Raw genomic sequence first — 16,091 nt, forward strand, 5'->3', positions numbered from 1 at the left:
GCGTGGCACGGGCGGGGCAAACTGCGAACGGCCGGTTTCGCAGTTTGCCCCGCCCGTGCCAAATGGTTTCGTTACTGTGGCGGAAAAACCTACAGATACGGCAGCATGAGCCGCGCGGCGGCGTCGCGCAGCCGCCAGGGCAGTGGGCGTTTCTGCAGGCGGCGGGCGCTCAGGCGCCGGCGCTGGGCCGCCATCATGAACCGGTCGAGCCGAGCGACGAGGCCCGCGTCATAGACCTCCATGTTCAGCTCGAAGTTCAGGCGGAAGCTGCGCATGTCCCAGTTCGAGCTGCCGATCAGGCACCAGGCCCCGTCCACGGTCATGAGCTTGGTGTGTTCGAACGGCGGCGGGCTCAGCCAGATGCGCGCGCCGGTCGCCGCGAGCGGCACGATCTGCGCACGGAAGGCCCAGTCGACGACTCGGTGGTCGCTGTTGCGCGGTACGATGACGTCGACCCGCACGCCGCGCATCGCCGCAAGGCCGAGCGCCGTCAAGAGCCGGTCGTCGGGCAGGAAATAGGGCGTCATGATCCGGATCGACCGCTCGGCGCAGCCGATCGCCTGCAGCGCCAGATATTCGATCTTTTCCAGGTCCTGGTCGGGACCGGACGTGACGACGCGCGCGATCATGGCACCGGCCGGCGCCGGCTCCGGGAACCAGGCGTCGCCGGCGAGCGTCTCGCCGGTCGTGAATACCCAATCCTCGGCAAAGGCGTCGATCAGCTGGGCCACGACCGGTCCCTCGACGCGGAAATGCATGTCGCGCACGAGCTCGCGCGAAGTCTGTTGGGGATTGTTGCCGACGACCAGGTTCTCCGCCCCGATGTTGAGCCCGCCGGTGAAGCCCGTCTGCCCGTCGATGCACAGGATCTTCTTGTGCGTGCGCAGGTTGATGAAGGGCATGCGCCAGGGCAGGTGCGAATGCAGGAAGCGCGCGACCGGCACGCCGGCACGCCTCAAGCGGCTATGGGCGGCGGCCCAGAAATAGCCGCTGCCGTAGCCATCGATCAGCACGCGGACCTGGACGCCGCGCTCATGGGCGGCGACGAGGGCCGCGATGATGGCCCGGCCCGCCGCGTCGTCGCGGAAGATGTAGCTCGACAGCGCGACGCTCATCCGGGCGCCCTCGATCGCCCCGATCATCTGGGGATAGGCGTCGTCGCCGTTCCGGAGCGGCATCACCGTGTTGCCGCCGTCGGCCGGACGGCGGGTCAGGCGGCGGGCGGTGCGGTCGAGCGGCCCCAGATGGTCGCTGCGCTCGACCTGCGGCACCAATTGGCCATCCGAGGCCCGCCAGGGCCGGCGGGCGCGCAGCCGGTGGGCACGGCGGGTCACGCGGTTGATGCCGAACACCAGGTAGAGCACGGTGCCAAGGAAGGGCGCGAACCAGGCGACGCCGATCCAGCCGATCGAGCCGCCGATATCGCGCTTGCGCAGCAGCACATGGAGCGTCACTGCCGCGGCCAGCAGCAGATGCGCCTCGGCGAGCAGGTGCCCGCCGACATGGCTGAGGAGTTCGAGGACGTACACGCCGCCTCCGCAGTGGCCTCGCGATCTCTGCTTCTTATGCCATGATCCGCAAAAGAAAACCGCCCCGAGGCTCGCGCCGCGGGGCGGTTTCGATCAGATCCCGAGGATGCCGGGCCGGCCTAGTGCAGCCGCTTCGGCAGTTCCTGGATCGCGTCGTCGATCAGCTTCGAGCCGCGCTGCGGGTCGAGCTGCTCGCGCAGCAGGGCCCGGGTCGCCTCGATCGCCACGTCGACGGCGACATGGCGGACTTCGGCGAGCGCCTTGGCCTCGGCCTGGGCGATCTTGTCCATGGTCGACGCTTCGCGGCGGCGCAGCGCCGCCTCGAGCTCGGCCTCGGTCTCGCGGCCGATGCGCTCGGCATCTTCCTTGGCACGGGCGACGATGCTCTGCGCCTCGGCCAGCGCATCACGCTGCTTGCGCTGATACTCGGCGAGCGTCGCCTCGGCTTCGGCCCGGAGCCGCTTCGCCTCCTCGATCTCTTCCTTGATCCGCGCCGCACGGGCATCGAGGCTGCCGATGATGCCAGGGGCGGCCTGCTTGATCAGGATCGCAACTGCCACCACGAAGGCGATCGCGATCCAGAACTCGACTTCGTGGAACAGTTCCATCAGGCGCGGCCCTTCATCACTTGGTCGACCGTGGCGCCGATCCGGGCCTCGTCGATCTCGTCACCGATCAGCCGTGACGCGGCCGCGCGGGATGCGTCGATCGCGATGGTGCGGACGTTGGCAAGCGCATCGGCCTTGGCGGCGGCGATGCGGCTTTCCGCGGTCTTGGTCTTCTCGGTCAGGGCCGCGATCGCCGCCTGCTGCCGCTTGGCGGCAATCTCGGCCATGCGTTCCTTGGTCTCGTTGACCGTGGCATTGGCCTGCGCGCGCGCCTCGGCCAACGCCCGCTCATAGGCCTGGATGACGATGTCGATCTCGGCCTTGAGCTTGGTCGCCCGGTCGAGGTCGCCGTCGATCTGATCCTTGCGGCGCTCGATGGCGGCGCCGACGCGCGGCAGGGCCACCTTGGCCATCAGGAAGAAAAGGACGACAAACGTGATCGCGAGCCAGATGAGCTGCGGCGAAAACGATGTCGGGTCGAGTTGGGGCATCTGGTGCGCTCCGAAATCCGGGTCCGTCCACCCCAAGCCGCCGGTACGGCCGGCAAGGCCGACCGGCGGCTCGGAGCTGTTTTAGGCGAAGAGGATCAGGAACGCGATCAGGAGCGCGAACAGCGCCACGGCTTCGGTCAGCGCGAAGCCCAGAATGCCGACGCCGAAGACCTGGTTGCGCGAGGCGGGATTGCGGGCGATCGAGCTGATCAGCGTGGCGAAGATGTTGCCGATACCGACACCGACACCCATCAGGGCGATGACGGCGAGGCCTGCACCGATATAGCGAGCGGCTTGAACGTCCATTTTAAGTCCTCTTTCACGCAACTGTTTGTCATGGAACCGGCGCCGGTGGGGCTAGTTTGGCCACCGACGCCGATCGTGGGTCCCGAAGAAGGCGAGCCGAGCTTTAGTGCAGCTCGATCGCGTCCTTGAGATAAAGGCAGGTCAGGATCGTGAAGACATAAGCTTGCAGGACCGCAACCAGGAACTCGAACAGGATGAGCGCGATGTTCACCGCGAACGGCGCGATGCCGAAGATGCCGAGCGCCACGGTGAAGGTGCCGAACACGAACAGCATCGTGTGGCCGGCCATCATGTTGGCGAACAGTCGGATGGAGAGGCTGACCGGGCGCGAGAGGTACGAGAGGACCTCGATCGGCACGATCAGCGGCGCCATCGCAACGGGCGCGCCGTGGGGGAAGAAGAAGCTGAAGAAATGCAGCCCGTGACGCGCGAACGCGACGATCGTCACGGTGATGAACACCATGGCGGCGAGCGCGAAGGTCACGACGATGTGGCTGGTGAAGGTGAAGCTGTACGGGATCATGCCCAACAGATTGCCGAACAGCACGAACATGAAGATCGAGAACACCCACGGGAAATACTTCATGCCCGCGGTGCCGGCGTTTTCCTGCACCATGTTGGCAATGAACTCGTAGGCGAGCTCGGCCATCGACTGCCAACGGCCCGGCACCAGCGCCGACCTGGCGCTGCTCAGCACCAGGAACGCGGTGATCGCGACGACGGCGATGCACATCAGCAGCGAGGAATTGGTGAAGGACGCGTCATAGCCGGCGATATGGATGTCGGCCAGACGTTCGATCTTGAACTGCTCGAGCGGACTATCAGCCACGGTTATGCCCGCCTCTCTTGATCTCGTTCATTCCCGCCCCTCATCGTCCGGAGGCCGATAGCCCGCCCCCAGACCCAGACCGTTGACCGCGCGGTAGACATTCATGATGCCGGCCGCGGATCCCAGAAAGAAAAACACGATCATCAGCCACGGCCGCGTGCCGAGCCACCGATCCAGCAGCCAGCCCGCCCCCATGGCGACAACCAAGGCCGCCACCAGCTCGACACCGATCCGCATCGCCACGCTCAAGAAACGGCCGGAAGATTCGTCCGGGGGTCCGCTTCCTTCCGTTCGAGCCTGCCGGCGGCTGCGCGCTTGTTCGATGCGGGCCGCCAACCCCTCGAGCGGGTCGGGCTTGTCAGAATGCGGCATGGAGCCAATAGCCTGTCGGCCAAAAAGACGCGGCGGAACATAGGTGGTGCCAAAAGCGGCTGTCAAGGCGAAACGCCGCCCCCCCTCGCATGGCCGGAACGCGCGGGCCGCCTGTGCTTTTCGGGCTTCGGGTGCGGCGCCGATCAGGCGCTTTGGCGCAACCGGTCGGCGGTCGAGAGCTCGACCGATACCAGTTGCGAGATACCCTTCTCGGCCATGGTGACGCCGTAGAGCCGGTCCATGCGCGCCATCGAGACGCGATGGTGGGTGATGATGAGGAAGCGCGTGCCGGTGCGCCGGCCGATCTCGCGCACGAGCGTGATGAAGCGCTCGACGTTGGCATCGTCGAGCGGCGCGTCGACCTCGTCCAGCACGCAGATCGGCGCGGGGTTGGTCAGGAACACAGCGAAGACGAGGGCAAGCGCCGTCAGCGCGCGCTCGCCGCCCGACAAGAGCGAGAGCACCTGCAGCTTCTTGCCGGGCGGGCTCGCCATGATCTCGAGCCCGGCCTGTAGCGGGTCGGTCTCGTGCTGCACCAGCTCCAGATAGGCGCGGCCGCCGCCGAACAGGCGCACGAACAGGTCCTGGAAATGGGCGTTCACCGCGTCGAATGCCTGGGTCAGGCGCTCGCGGCCTTCGCGGTTCAGCTGCTGGATCGCCTGCCGGAGCCGGGCGATCGCGGCGGTCAAGTCGGCGGATTCCCGGCGGATCGTCTCGCGCTCCTCCGACATCTCGGCCATCTCGGTCTCGGCCATCAGGTTGACCGGGCCGATCGCCTCGCGTTCGCGCTTCAAGCGATCGAAGCGCGTCTCGAGCTCGGCCGGCGTTTCGGGTCCCGGCTCTTCCGGAATCTCCGCTAGTGCCGGCAACTCGGCCGGCGGCACCTCGAACGCGTCGCGGATGCGCTGGGTCGCCGTGCCGAGCGCCTCGGTCGCCTGCTCGAAGCCGGCCTCGGCGCGCACCCGGTCCTCGCGGGCCGTGCCAAGGCTGCGGTTGGCAGTGTCGAACGCGCGCTCGGCTTCGGCTGCCGCCACTTCGGCGCGGCCGAGATCGCCGGCCATCAGTTCCGCCGTCGTGCGGGCGTTCGCGATTTCGTCCTCGAGCGTGGCCCGTTCGGCGGCCAGTTCTTCCGGCCGGGCCCCGAGCTGCTCGATTTCCGCGTCGAGCTGCTCGCGGCGCGCGGCGAGTTCGGCCTGCTGGGCCGCCGCCCCCTCGAGCCGGTCGATCCAGGCGCGCGCCTCGATCTCGATCGAGGCCAGCCGGTTGCGCCGGTTCTGCGCATCGCGCACCAGTCGGTCGAGCTCGCGCTGCTGCAGGCTCTCCTCGGCGCGAAGGCGCCCGACCTCGGCGCGCAGCCGTTCGACCTCCTGGCGGTCGAGCGCCGGGTCGGGCAGGGCCTCCCGCTCGCTCTCGGCTTCGGCGATCTGGGCCTCGGCCTCGGCCAGCTCCTGGGTCACCCGTGTCTTGGCCTCGGTCGCCGCCTGGTGGCGCGCTTCGGCTGCCTTGGCTTGGGCCACGAGATTGGCCTCGGCGTTGCGCGCGGTCGCGATGCGTTGGGTCGCCGCGCGCACGGATTCGCGTGCGGCACGGTCCTGCGCCTGGGCCTGCTCGACCGCGTGCCGCGTCGCGCGATGGGCGTCCTGCAGGCTGGCGAGCTCTTCGGCGACGGTTTCTTCGAGCGCCTCGAGCTCGCTCAGATGGTTGCGCTGGGCGAGCCGCGTCGCGGCAGCGCTCGGTGCCCCGGCCGCGATGGTGAGCCCGTCCCAGCGCCAGACGGCGCCATCGCGCGTCGCGAGCCGCTGGCCCGGAGCCAAGTTCGCCTGCAGCTGCCGGCCGGTTTCGGCATCGGCGACGAGGCCGATGCGCTTCAGCCGGCGGGCGAGCGCCGGCGGCGCCTCGACGAACCGATCGAACGTTTCTACATCCGCCGGCAGCGGGACGAGCGGCCCGGCCTCGTCCGGCAGGTCGGCCCAATGGATCGCCGCGGCCGGGTCGAGCGCTGCCGACAGATCGTCGCCGAGGGCCGCGCCGAGCGCCGTCTCCAGGCCCTTGGCGACCCGCACCCGGTCGAGCACCGGGGCGAAGCCCTTCGCCGTGCCGGACGCGACGACGGCGCGCAGTCCGTCGATCTCGGCCTTGAGCTTGACGGCGCGGCGCTCGGCGCCCTGCACCGGCTCGCGCGCCGCGGCCTCGGCCGCCTGGGCTTTCTCGATGGCACTCTCGGCCGCCTCGGCCAGCTCGCGCGCGATCGCGAGCGCCTCCTCGGCTTCGGCGACTTCCGCCGCGGCCCCGGCCAGCCGCTCCGGCCCGATTGCGAGCAGGTCGAGCTCGCGCGTCTTCGCCTCGGCTTCGGCCCATTGCCGCTTCAGGCGCTGCCGGCGCTCCTCGAGCGTCGCGGTGCGGCGGGCGAGGGCCGCGCGTTCGGCCTCGCGCGCCGCGGCATGCGCGGTTGCCTGGCTCAGGCCGCCCTCGGCCAGGCTCACCGCGTTCTTGGCGGCAAACACCAGTTCGGACGCGCTCTGCTGCTCGTCGGCCTCGCCGTCCTGCTGAGCCTTGAGCCCATCGCGCTCGCCGTGGAGGCGGGCGAGCGCCGAGTCGGCCTCCGCCGAGAGCCGCTTTTCGCGCTGGATGTCCTGGTCGAGCAGCGACAGGCGCTGCTGGTTGTCGCGCAGTGCCTGGGCCACGCGATTCGCCTCGGCCGAGATTGCGGCCAGGCCCGCGGCCAGGCGCTCGACCTTGTGCCGGGCGTCGACCGCAGCCTGGCGCAGGCCCGGCAGGCTGTCCTGGGCCTCGGTCCGGGCGGCTTGCGCCGACTCGGCCGCCGCCGTCACTTCGGCGACGCGCGCCTCGGTTTCGGCCAGACGCTGGGTGGCGGTGGCAAGGCGGGCGGTCTGGTCGCACCAGGCGCGATGCAGCACGAGCGCCTCGGCCTTGCGGATCTGCTCCGACAGGCGACGGTAGCGCTCGGCCTGGCGCGCCTGCTTCTTCAGGCGCTCGATCTGCGCGTCGAGCTGCTGCGCCACGTCCTCTAGGCGTGTGAGATTGGTCTCGGCGGCCGAGAGCTTGAGCTCGGCCTCGTGGCGGCGCGACTGCAGGCCGCCGATGCCTGCCGCCTCCTCCAAGAGCACCCGGCGCTCGTTGGGCTTGGCGTTGATGAGCCAGCCGATGCGGCCTTGGCCCACGAGGGCGGAGGAGCCGGCGCCGGACGAGGCGTCGGCGAACAGCAGCTGGACGTCCTTGGCGCGCGTCTCGCGCGCGTTCACGCGATATGTCGAGCCCTTGCCGCGATCGATGCGCCGCTCGATCTCGAGCTCGTCCTGATCGTTGAGCTGGGCGGGTGCCGTGCGCTCGCTGTTGTCGAGCCGGACCGCGACAGTCGCGATGTTACGCGCCGGCTTCGACGTGGTGCCGCCGAAGATGACGTCGTCCATGTCGCCGCCGCGCAGGCGCCGGGCCGAGGTCTCGCCCATGACCCATTGCAGCGCCTCGACCAGGTTCGACTTGCCGCAGCCGTTCGGGCCGACGATGCCGGTGAGGCCGGCCTCGATCAGAAGCTCGGTCGGGTCGACGAACGACTTGAAGCCGCTTAAGCGAAGCTTGGTGAACTGCAAGTCGCGCCGACCCTCCGCCGTCCGTCAGTGGGCGGCTTCGAGCAGCTTCTGGAACTCGGCATATTCCTTGAAGCCGGTCGACTTCGACCCGTTGATGAAGAAGGTCGGCGTCGAATCGACGCCGGCATTGTCGCCCGACTGGCGGTTGGTCACGACCAGCTTCGACAGCTTGTCGTCGGCGAGGCACGCCTTGACCTGGGCCTCCGACACGCCGCCGATCTTGGTGATGCTGGCAAGTGCGGCTACCGATTCGTCCGGGTTGGATTTGACCCAGTTGCGCTGCTGTTCATAGAACACGTCGAGGAAGCCGTAGAACCGGTCCGGCCCGCCGCAATGGGCGACGATGTGCGCCTTGAGCGCGATCGGATCGAACGGGAAGTCGCGATAGACCCAGCGCACCTTGCCGGCGTCGATCCAGTCCTTCTTCACCTCGGGAAAGGTCTTGGTCGAGAAGTCGGCGCAATGCGGGCAGGTGAGCGAGGCGTACTCGAAGACGGTGATCGGCGCGTCGGCCTTGCCCAGCACCACGTCGTCCGGACGGATCTCCGGCGCGGCCGCGAGCTGGGTAGCCGCGACCTGGGCAGGGTCGGCCGCTGGGGCGGCCTGGACCTCGGCCTGGGCAAGCGCGGCAAACGAGGCCAGCGCGATCAACAGAATGCGATGCATCAATGTCTCCAACACTAGATGTTGAGGTTATCGAGATTTGCGACGGGGTGCAAGCGGTGCGGCGGGGGGCGGCTGGTCGCCCAGCACGGCCCGGCCCCAGCGTTCGAGCGCTGCCTTGAGATCGGGATCCGCGATGCCGTCGAGGCTGCGGTGGAGGGTCTGCGACTCGGCCGGCGTGAGCGGCCGCGGCGACTTCGGCGGTGCGACAGGTGCGCCGGGCAGCGGCCCCTGGGTCAACTTCAGGTGTGCCACCGCGCGATAGCCGAAGAAGCCATTGATGCGCTCGATGATCTGCGGTTCGCGATGGCGCACCTCCGGTGCGGCCGCCGAGACGACCTTGAGGTGCAGCGTGCCGTCGACGCGCTCGCCCTTGCCGAAGCTCAGTTTGATCGGCAGGGTGTCGCGTGCCAGATCCTCGCCGACGACCGCGGCCCAGCCGAGAATCATCTCGGCCTCCGCCAGGCCGCGTCGGCCGAGCACCGGGGCGGCGATTTTCGAAACACTGCCTGCGATCGATTTCATGGCTGAGATTCTATGCCGCCCCTCTCCAACCCGTCCCTGACCATCGTACCGCCGCCGGATGCGGCCTTGGATCCAGCCAGGGATCCGGCCGGGGATCCAGCCAGCCTCGCCGCCGCCATGCTCGCCTGGTACGACCGGCATCGCCGGGTACTGCCCTGGCGCGCCGAGCCGGGTCGGGGGTCCGACCCCTACGCCGTTTGGCTGAGCGAGATTATGCTGCAGCAGACCACGGTCGCAACCGTGGGACCCTATTTCCGCGACTTCCTGTCGCGCTGGCCCACGGTCGAGGATCTCGCGGCGGCCGAGCTCGACGAGGTGCTGCACGCCTGGCAGGGCTTGGGCTACTACGCCCGGGCGCGCAACCTGCACGCCTGTGCCAAGGCGGTGGTCGAGCGGCACGGCGGCCGGTTTCCCGAGACGGAGGCGGGATTGCTGACCCTGCCCGGCGTCGGCGCCTATACGGCAGCCGCGGTCGCGGCCATCGCGTTCGACCGGCCGGCGACGGTGCTCGACGGCAATATCGAGCGGGTGATGGCCCGGCTGTTCCAGGTCGAAGTGCCGCTGCCGGATGCGAAGCCGATCCTGCGCGCCCACGCGGCTGCGCTGACACCTGAACGGCGGCCGGGCGACTATGCCCAGGCGGTCATGGACCTGGGCGCCACCGTCTGCACGCCAAGGAAGCCGCGCTGCATGCTGTGCCCGTGGGTGCGGGCTTGCCGCGCGCACCAGGCCGGCGACGCGGAGCGGCTGCCCTTGAAGCGCGCCAAGGCGGCTCGGCCGACGCGCCACGGCGTCGCCTTCTGGCTCGAGCGCGACGATGGTGCCATCCTGATCCGCAAGCGCGCGGCCGAGGGTTTGCTGGGCGGGCTCATGGAGCTGCCGTCGACGCCTTGGGTCGAGGCGCGCTGGCGTGCGACCGACGCGCTCGCCCATGCGCCGGCCGCGGCCGACTGGCGCCTCGTCGACGGCGCGGTCGGCCATACCTTCACCCATTTCCACCTGGAGCTCTCGATCCTGGTCGGCCGGGCCGCCGATACGACGGGTGAGGGCGTGTGGGTCCGGCCGGAGCGCCTGGGCGAGCATGCGTTGCCGAGCGTGATGAAGAAGCTGGTCAAGCACGTGCTTGCCGATTTCAAGCAGGCCAGATCCAAATAGGCCTCAGGCGGCGGCCGACAGGCTGAACGCGGCGCTGGCCTCGAGCAGCCATTGGCGGAAGGCCACGACCAGCGGCCGGTCGAGCGCCACGGGCGGGAACACCAGGTAATAGGCGAAATCGGCCGCGACCTTGTGCGGGAAGGGGCGGATCAGCCGGCCGCTCTCCAAGTCGTCGGCGCACAGCACGCTGGTGCCGAGCGCCACCCCCTGGCCCATGGCGGCCGCGGTCAGGCTCATATGGGTATAGGTGAAGCGCGGCCCCTGATGGGCATCGATGTGGCGCACGCCCTGGGTCGCGAGCCAGGCGCCCCATTCGAGCTCGTGCAGGCCCGGGTGCGGCTCGTCGTGCAGCAGGATGTGGCGCGCCAGGTCGTCGAGCGTCCTGAGCGGCGTCGGCCCTTCGAGCAGCCGCGGGCTGCACACCGGGAAGACTTCCTCGCGGAACAGGAAGTCGGCGACGAGGCCCGGGTATTTGCCGCCGCCGAACCGGATCGCCAGGTCGACGCCGTCGTCGATGAAGGTGGCGAGCTTGTCGTCGGCCAAGGTCCGGATCGCGATCTCCGGATGCAGCCGGCCGAAGGCGCCCAGCCGCGGGATGAGCCAGCGGGCGGCGAAGCTCGGCATGGTCGTGACCGTCAGCACCGATCCGTCGGACTGGCGGGTGAGGTCGCTCGTCGCCGCCGCGATCTGGTCCAGGAGCTCGCCCATGCGCTTGCCGTAGCGCTGACCTGCGTCGGTCAGGAGCACGCCACGCGGTTGCCGACGGAATAGTTTGATAGCGAGGTGATCCTCGAGCGCCTTGACCTGCTGGCTGATGGCACCGGGAGTGACGTGAAGTTCCTCAGCTGCCTTGAGAAAACTCAAGTGCCGGGCCGCGGCCTCGAAGGCGCGCAGCGCGTTGAGCGGCGGTAGTCGGCGAGGCATCGGCGGCTCCATGAGATAGCTCAGCTAAGCCATGATAGCAGAAACACTCGTTTGTCGCGTGGGCTGGTGCGACCGATATTTCCGTCATCGAAGACCTCGCTCATGAGGAGAGGATCATGACCAGATTGACGATGACGGCCGGCAATTTCGCGCCGCTGCCGCGCAAGACGAACCGGGGTAGCACGCTGTCGAGCCTGGCGGTTCGGCTGTTCGATGCCATCGGCACCTGGAACGAGCGGGCGGCGCAGCGGCGCGCCTTGGCCGCGCTCAGCGACCAGGTCCTGCATGATGTCGGCATGAGCCGGTTCGACGCGGAAGCCGAGGCCGACAAGCCGTTCTGGCGCAAATAATCCGTAGGTTGAGGAACCGAATAGAACTTGCCGGACCAAGGGCGCTTGGGGTGAGATAGGGCCGCTGTTTCAGGGCACGCCGTGCCGGGAGACCGGGGTCCATGCGTCAGCGCTTGAGCGCTCTTGTTACCGGCGTGTTCATGCTGGCTTCGGTCTCGGCGGCCGCGGCACCGTCGGTCCGCCTGGTGAGCGGGCCTGATTATTTTCCGTTTTCCGATCCGTCCTTGCCGTCCGGCGGCCTGACCGGCGCTCTGGTGCAGGCTGCTTTCGCTGCGACGGATACCCCGGTCGAGCCCGTGCAGTTCGAGCCGTGGAAGCGCGGCTATGCCGACGCGCTCGCCGGCGTGTTCGATGCGACCTACCCCTATATCCGGTCGGCGCCGCGCGAGAGCGAGATGCTGTACTCCGACGCGATCTACGACATCGTGTCGGTGGCGCTGTTTCGGGCGGACAGCGGCCGCGACTATGCGGCACCCGACAATCTGCGCGGCCTCACCCTGTGCCTGCCGATCGGCTATGCGCCGGCGCCGCCGCTCGTCAGCCTGATCGATGCCGGCGCGATCGAGGTCCAGCATCCGTCCACATCCGATCTCTGCTTGCGCGAGTTGGCCGAGGGCCGGGTCGACGTGTTCGTCTCGTCGACCGACCTCATCGAGCAGCGGGTGGCGGCGCTGTTCGGACCGTCCGCGCCGTTCGCGCGCGGCCACGTGCCGGTCCTCCGGCAGTCGCTCTATCTCATCGCCCCGCGCGCCGGCGCGAGCTCGGTCGAGCTTATTCACCGCTTCAACGAGGGGCTGGCGCGGATCCGGCGCAGCGGCCGCTACGACGCGATCGTGCAGCAGCAGCGGGACGCCAGCTGATCCTTAGAGCCGGATTCTCGCATTGGCTGGTTCCAGCCAACGCGACCGCACTCTAGTGCTGGGTCAGCCGGAGCTCGATCCGGCGGTTCTTGCGATAGGCGTCTTCCGTCGAGCCCTTGTCGAGCGGCTGCCATTCGCCGAAACCGGCAGCGGCCAGGTGCTGGGCTGGAATGCCCTGGTCGATCAGGAACTTGATGACCGAGACGGCGCGCGCCGTCGACAGTTCCCAGTTCGAGTGGAACTGCGGGGTCGCAATCGGCCGGACGTCGGTATGGCCGTCGACCTCCAGGATCCAGTTGATGTTGTCGGGGATGCTGCTCTCGATCTGCTTCAGCGCGCTCACGACCGGGTCGAGCTTCTGCCGGGCGCCGGCGCCGAGATCGGCGTTGCCCGGGTCGAACAGCACTTCGGACTGGAAGACGAATCGGTCGCCGACCACCCGGATGTCCGGCCGGTCGCCCAGGATCTGTTTGAGGCGTCCGAAGAATTCCGAGCGATACTTGGCCAGCTCCTCGACCTTGGCGGCGAGCGCGATGTTGAGCTTGTTGCCCAGATCGGCGATCTGCGCTTGCTGCTCCTTGTTCTGCGACTGGGCGAGGTCGAGCGCCTTGGAGAGTTCCTCGAGCTGCTGGCGCAGCGCCTGCACATTCTCGTTCAGGGTCGCGATGGTCGCATCGCCGGCCGCAACCTTGCCCTGGGCCTCGGACAGCTGTTGCGCCTGCGCCTGAGCGTCGGCGTTGGCCTGGGCGAGCTTGGCGGCGAGCGCGTCCTTGTCGCGCGACGCCTGCTGCGCCTGGGCGCCGAGCGTCGCGACGTTCATGCGCAGCTCGTCGCTCGCCCGCCTTTCCAGCCCCAGCATCTCGGTCAGCGAATTCAGCTGCTGGGTCAGCTTCTTGATCTCGAGATCGCGCGTGCTGACGGCGCCGGAGAGATAGAACTGCCCGACGGTGAAGATCAACAGCACGAAGATGATGACCATCAAGAGCTGGGCGAGCGCGTCGACGAAGCCCGGCCAGATATTGATGGTGGATTGACGTGACCGCCGCGAGAGCGCCATGGGCTTACCGCTCGGTTTCTTCGGCGAGCGCCGCGATGGTCCGCGCCAGGAGCCGGATCTCGGTGCGCAGCTCCGACACGGTCGCCTCGCGGCCGTGCGCGAATTCCTGGGTGAGCTTGCCGACGTTCTGCTCGAGGCTCCTCAAGTAGCCGCGCGACACGTCGTCGAGGCCACCGGCACCGCCGCTGCGCGCGTCGGCCAGCTTCTGCAGGATCGGCCGCATCTCCGCCTGGGTCTCGGCGAAGCGCAGCAGCACGCTCTGCTCCGTCCGCATCTGGTCGGTGATGAGCGACAGCCGCTCGCCCAGCTGCTCCAGGCTATGGTTGGTCGACATCCGGCTCTCCTCGCCGCGCGCCATGATGCGCTGCAGATTGTCGAGGCTGTCGGCGGTCTGTTCCAGGAGCGCCTGGATGAAGGCCGGTACCGACGGCTCGCCGCCTTCGGCCGAGACGCCGGCGCCGCCGATGCGCGTCAGGCCGGAAAGCCATTCCTCGAGGTCGTTGAAGAAGCGGTTGTGCGCCTGGCCCGCCTGCAGGTCGAGGAAGCCCAGTACCAGCGAGCCCGCGAGGCCGAACAGCGACGAGCTGAACGCTGTGCCCATGCCATTCAGCGGCTCCTGCAGGCTCGCCTTCAGGTCGCCCATCGCCTTGGCGACATCGCCGCCGCCGACGGAGAGCGAGTTCAGCACGCCGCCGACCGAATGGACGGTCAGGAGCAGGCCGTAGAACGTGCCGAGCAGGCCCATGAAGACGAGCGTGCCGATGAGATAGCGCGAGGTCTCGCGCTGCTCGTCGAGCCGCGCGCCGATGCCGTCGAGCAAGGTCCGCATCGAGACCGGCGACAAGGACAGGCGCCGGCCGCCGCGCTCGCCCAGCATGTTCGCCATGGGCGACATGAGCCGCGGCAGGTCACCCGACAGGATCGCCCGGTCGTTGTTGCGGAAATTCTCGATCCAGGCGACCTCCGGATTGAGCATCCAGACCTGGCGGAAGATGTAGACGATGCCGATCAGCAGGATCGCCGCGATGATGCTGTTCAAGGCGAGATTCGCCTCGAAGGCGGGCGCCAGCACCGGCGAGAGCGCCACCAGGATCACGGCGACGATCACGACAAAGAGCGCCATGCGCACGAGATAACGTTGAGGTCGGGACACGGGCGGCGGATCCCTCTGCTGCCGAAGGAACGGGGCTCGACGTCAAGGCCAACGCCTCGCGCGACGATTCGTCGGCGAGGGTACAGACAGACTTGTGGCGGAACAATGACGCAGACGGATTTACCGTCGCCTCGCGTCCTAGGGAGTGCTGCGGCGGGCCTACTTCAGCGCCTGGCGCATCAGCCGGCCGAGCGGCAGGTGCAGGTGGTCGTTGGCAGCCAAGACGTTGCCGCTCTTCAACATGTCGTGGCCGCTGCCGTCGGGCTCGCTGCAATAGCCGCCGGCTTCCTTGACCAGCAGCAGGCCGGCCGCCATGTCCCAGGGCTTCAAGCCGAATTCCCAGAAGCCGTCGAAACGGCCGGCGGCGACATAGGCGAGATCGAGTGCCGCCGCACCGAAGCGGCGGACGCCCGCGGTCTCGGCCATGACGGCCTGGAGGGTCCGCATATAGCCGGGATGCGCTTCCTTGCCGCGGAACGGCAGGCCGGTCGCGATCACCGACTGACCCAGGTCGCGGCGGCCCGAGACGCGGATGCGGCGGTCGCTGACGAAGGCGCCCGAGCCCTTCTCGGCCCAATATTCCTCGTCCCGGAGCGGCTCGTAGACGACGCCCGCGACGATCTCGCCTTCGCGCTCGAGCGCCACCGAGATGCAGAAGTGCGGAATGCCGTGCAGGAAGTTGAGCGTGCCGTCGAGCGGGTCGACGATCCAGCGATGGCGGCCGTCGCCAATTGTCTCGGCGCTTTCCTCCATGAGGAAGCCGTAGCCGGGCCGAGCCTTCTCGAGCTCGGCGCGGAGCGTCTTCTCGGCCTTGAGATCGGCCGTCGAGACGAAGTCCGACGGGCCTTTCTGCGAGACCTGGAGGTTTTCGACTTCGCCGAAATCGCGCACCAGACCGCGGCCCGCCTTGCGGGCGGCCGCGGCCATGACGTTGATGACGGCGGAACGGACCGCCATTTCGCTCAGTCCTTCGCCCGCTCGAGGTAGGTGCCGTCCTCGGTGTTGACGACGACGCGCGTGCCGGCTTCGAGATGCGGCGGCACCAGGATGCGGCGGCCGTTCTCGAGCTTGCCGGGCTTGTAGGACGAAGAGGCGGTCTGGCCCTTCACGACCGGATCGGCTTCGACCAGCTCCATGGTGACGGTCTGCGGCAGCACGCAGGACAGCGGCGTGCCCTCGTGCAGCTTCACGGTCACGATCATGCCGTCCTTGAGGAAGTCGGCCGGATCGCCGATCAGCTCGCGCGACACGTGGTACTGCTCGTAGTTTTCCTGGTCCATGAGCGTCGCGTTGTTGTCCTCGAAGTAGAGGAAGGACATTTCCTTTTCGTCGAGGTGCGCGCGCTCGACCGTCTCCGAGGTGCGGAAACGCTCGATGGTCTTGGTCCCGGTCTTGAGATCTCTCAATTCGACCGCGGCGAAGGCGCCGCCCTTGCCGGGCTGAACCGTCTCGCGCTTCAGCACGACGAACAGCTTGCCCTCGAGCTCAAGGACGACGCCGGGCTTGATTTCGTTGGCACCGATCTTCATGGCTGCTCGATAGTCCGCTTCACGAGGGAATGGGGGATGATGGAATTGGCGCGTGTCCTAGCAGCAACCGCGCTTCAAAGGAAGCCAGAACCGCCGTGCGGGCGTTGCGGCCGGGGCAGGGGAGCCACC

Annotated in this window: 17 protein-coding genes; 3 read left to right on the plus strand and 14 right to left on the minus strand. The window is 68.4% G+C overall.

Annotated elements, in window-relative coordinates; all coding sequences use genetic code 11:
* Positions 1 to 89 precede the first annotated feature (89 nt).
* From cls to IEY58_RS11425, 9 genes are all read right to left on the minus strand, one after another.
* Entirely contained in the window at positions 90 to 1,529 is a 1,440-nt protein-coding gene (cls, locus tag IEY58_RS11385; protein ID WP_189045732.1) for a cardiolipin synthase, read from the minus strand.
* 119 nt (positions 1,530 to 1,648) lie between these two features.
* A complete protein-coding gene (locus tag IEY58_RS11390; RefSeq protein ID WP_189045735.1) occupies positions 1,649 to 2,137 on the minus strand; it encodes a F0F1 ATP synthase subunit B family protein in 489 nt (162 codons plus the stop codon).
* Entirely contained in the window at positions 2,137 to 2,628 is a 492-nt protein-coding gene (locus tag IEY58_RS11395; RefSeq protein WP_189045736.1) for a F0F1 ATP synthase subunit B family protein, read from the minus strand. The genes IEY58_RS11390 and IEY58_RS11395 overlap by 1 nt, the downstream gene beginning before the upstream one ends.
* Before the next feature lie 81 nt (positions 2,629 to 2,709).
* The gene (locus IEY58_RS11400; RefSeq protein WP_189045737.1) at positions 2,710 to 2,934 is read right to left on the minus strand and encodes an ATP synthase subunit C family protein; all 225 of its coding nucleotides are present in this window, start codon (positions 2,932 to 2,934) and stop codon (positions 2,710 to 2,712) included.
* Positions 2,935 to 3,037: 103 nt separating this feature from the next.
* A complete protein-coding gene (locus tag IEY58_RS11405) occupies positions 3,038 to 3,763 on the minus strand; it encodes a F0F1 ATP synthase subunit A (protein ID WP_189045738.1) in 726 nt (241 codons plus the stop codon).
* A 27-nt stretch (positions 3,764 to 3,790) separates the two neighbouring features.
* Positions 3,791 to 4,135: an AtpZ/AtpI family protein gene (locus IEY58_RS11410; RefSeq protein ID WP_189045739.1), complete on the minus strand. Its 345-nt coding sequence runs from the start codon at positions 4,133 to 4,135 to the stop codon at positions 3,791 to 3,793.
* 143 nt (positions 4,136 to 4,278) lie between these two features.
* Positions 4,279 to 7,746, minus strand: a complete 3,468-nt coding sequence (gene smc / locus IEY58_RS11415) for a chromosome segregation protein SMC (protein WP_189045740.1) — start codon at positions 7,744 to 7,746, stop codon at positions 4,279 to 4,281.
* Between the two features lie 24 nt (positions 7,747 to 7,770).
* Complete coding sequence (locus tag IEY58_RS11420; RefSeq protein WP_189045741.1) at positions 7,771 to 8,412, minus strand: DsbA family protein; 642 nt, start codon at positions 8,410 to 8,412, stop codon at positions 7,771 to 7,773.
* Between the two features lie 27 nt (positions 8,413 to 8,439).
* A complete protein-coding gene (locus IEY58_RS11425; protein WP_189045742.1) occupies positions 8,440 to 8,934 on the minus strand; it encodes a DUF721 domain-containing protein in 495 nt (164 codons plus the stop codon).
* A gap of 117 nt (positions 8,935 to 9,051) precedes the next feature.
* On the opposite strand from IEY58_RS11425, the gene mutY reads away from it, so the two are divergent.
* Positions 9,052 to 10,089, plus strand: coding sequence for an A/G-specific adenine glycosylase (mutY, locus tag IEY58_RS11430; protein WP_229743676.1), 1,038 nt, complete (start codon positions 9,052 to 9,054; stop codon positions 10,087 to 10,089).
* Positions 10,090 to 10,092: 3 nt separating this feature from the next.
* On the opposite strand, the gene IEY58_RS11435 is transcribed toward mutY, so the two are convergent.
* Positions 10,093 to 11,013: a transcriptional regulator GcvA gene (locus IEY58_RS11435; protein ID WP_229743658.1), complete on the minus strand. Its 921-nt coding sequence runs from the start codon at positions 11,011 to 11,013 to the stop codon at positions 10,093 to 10,095.
* A 116-nt stretch (positions 11,014 to 11,129) separates the two neighbouring features.
* On the opposite strand from IEY58_RS11435, the gene IEY58_RS11440 reads away from it, so the two are divergent.
* Together IEY58_RS11440 and IEY58_RS11445 are read left to right on the plus strand one after the other, a co-directional pair.
* Complete coding sequence (locus tag IEY58_RS11440; RefSeq protein WP_189045745.1) at positions 11,130 to 11,363, plus strand: DUF1127 domain-containing protein; 234 nt, start codon at positions 11,130 to 11,132, stop codon at positions 11,361 to 11,363.
* Between the two features lie 101 nt (positions 11,364 to 11,464).
* Positions 11,465 to 12,223, plus strand: a complete 759-nt coding sequence (locus IEY58_RS11445; protein WP_189045746.1) for a substrate-binding periplasmic protein — start codon at positions 11,465 to 11,467, stop codon at positions 12,221 to 12,223.
* A gap of 52 nt (positions 12,224 to 12,275) precedes the next feature.
* Here IEY58_RS11445 and IEY58_RS11450 read toward each other — a convergent pair whose 3' ends face one another.
* From IEY58_RS11450 to efp, 4 genes are all read right to left on the minus strand, one after another.
* Positions 12,276 to 13,280 (minus strand): peptidoglycan -binding protein, encoded by a 1,005-nt coding sequence (locus IEY58_RS11450; RefSeq protein ID WP_189045747.1) that lies wholly within the window; start codon positions 13,278 to 13,280, stop codon positions 12,276 to 12,278.
* A gap of 4 nt (positions 13,281 to 13,284) precedes the next feature.
* Positions 13,285 to 14,433: a flagellar motor protein MotA gene (locus IEY58_RS11455; RefSeq protein ID WP_189045748.1), complete on the minus strand. Its 1,149-nt coding sequence runs from the start codon at positions 14,431 to 14,433 to the stop codon at positions 13,285 to 13,287.
* A gap of 159 nt (positions 14,434 to 14,592) precedes the next feature.
* Positions 14,593 to 15,390, minus strand: a complete 798-nt coding sequence (locus IEY58_RS11460) for an inositol monophosphatase family protein (protein ID WP_189045749.1) — start codon at positions 15,388 to 15,390, stop codon at positions 14,593 to 14,595.
* A 5-nt stretch (positions 15,391 to 15,395) separates the two neighbouring features.
* On the minus strand, positions 15,396 to 15,962 hold the full coding sequence (gene efp, locus IEY58_RS11465; RefSeq protein WP_189045750.1) for an elongation factor P: 567 nt from the start codon (positions 15,960 to 15,962) through the stop codon (positions 15,396 to 15,398).
* Between the last annotated feature and the right edge of the window lie 129 nt (positions 15,963 to 16,091).

Source organism: Aliidongia dinghuensis, assembly GCF_014643535.1.
GTDB classification, from domain to species: Bacteria; Pseudomonadota; Alphaproteobacteria; order ATCC43930; family CGMCC-115725; genus Aliidongia; species Aliidongia dinghuensis.